The organism is Streptomyces sp. NPDC002130 (assembly GCF_040296465.1).
GTDB lineage: Bacteria > Actinomycetota > Actinomycetes > Streptomycetales > Streptomycetaceae > Streptomyces.
Genome location: NZ_JBEOXI010001094.1, coordinates 1 through 1,156 on the forward strand (window position 1 = coordinate 1; position 1,156 = coordinate 1,156).

A 1,156-nucleotide genomic window follows, 5' to 3' on the forward strand; every position below is an offset into this window, starting at 1 on the left:
CACCAATCGCAGTGCGGTCGCCGCTCCGGCCGCCGGGTCGGAAGCGTCATCGCCGATCACCAAGTCGACGAGAACGCCGCCGACACCGCCGTCGGCATTGATTTCTTCCACGGCCAGGGATGCGAGTGTTTCTGTCGCCTGGGCGAATACAGCTGCCGGGCCGGATTTGCTGACCAGCAGCCCGATCCGATGTCGGTCGGAACGCGGAGGTTCGGGTGGCGCGAATCCGCGCTTGTTGGCAAGCCAGGAAATTCCGTCCTGATCGAGGCTGGACTCGAGAACGATCCGGGTTCCGGTGCCGTCGGGAAAGAACCGGATCGTCAGGCGGCCGCGCCACGGTTGGTGGTGCACGATCACTACCGATCGGCCCCGCTTCACGCCGGCGACGTAACCCAACAGCGTGATCGGCATTCCGGCTGGATCCGCACGTACGCCGTCGCCGACGGGAAGGGAGATGGCGACAGCGGCCCCGACCGTCAGTTGCTCACATTCGAGTTCGAGCAGTTGCCCCGTTTCGAGGCGCTCGAAGGCTGACCCTGGTGGGTCGGTCGTCACGATCTGTGCCGTTACGGAGAGACCTGGCACGTTCTACTTCCTGCCTGAAATAGATGCTGGGGCTCAAACAGGGCCTCACGCCCGGCGACGCACCGAAGCCGGTTCGGAATCCTCAGTCGCCGTGGTCGGCGACTCGGACGTGTTCGAACCTGCTTCCAGCGCTCGCCCGAGGACGTCGCGCAGGAACTGGAGTGCATCGTTGGCCGGCCCCGACGGATCGATCGAAAACAGGCGATGACGTCCCTGACGCCGTTCGACGATCACGCCGGACAACCGCAGCGCCTTGAGATGTGTGGATACCGTGGTGCGACCGACCGTCGAAATTTGATCGCTGATGAAGCCCGCGTTGCACTCGCCGTGTGTAGCCAGAGTGTCGAGAATCTGTCGACGTACCTGGTCGGCCAGCACAGCAAACGCCAACTCTTCGTTTCGTTGAGTAGTCACTGTCTGCTGTCCGCGCTTCCTCGATGGCCTCTACTGCGATATGTCGACACTCGTCAACATATCTCGAGTTGCCTCCGAGGGAAAGAACGTCGCCGAAGATTCCCGGCGGCTTCGGTCAGTGCTCGGCGATGGGCGAGTCCTCCCCGGCGCCGAGCGC

General features: G+C 63.5%; 2 protein-coding genes. Both read right to left on the reverse strand.

The window, feature by feature from the left end; all coding sequences use genetic code 11:
• The coding region (locus ABT116_RS48700; protein WP_351647993.1) for an ABC transporter substrate-binding protein at positions 1 to 585 on the reverse strand (585 nt) is incomplete at its 3' end.
• Between the two features lie 45 nt (positions 586 to 630).
• Complete coding sequence (locus ABT116_RS48705) at positions 631 to 963, reverse strand: ArsR/SmtB family transcription factor (protein ID WP_351647996.1); 333 nt, start codon at positions 961 to 963, stop codon at positions 631 to 633.
• Between the last annotated feature and the right edge of the window lie 193 nt (positions 964 to 1,156).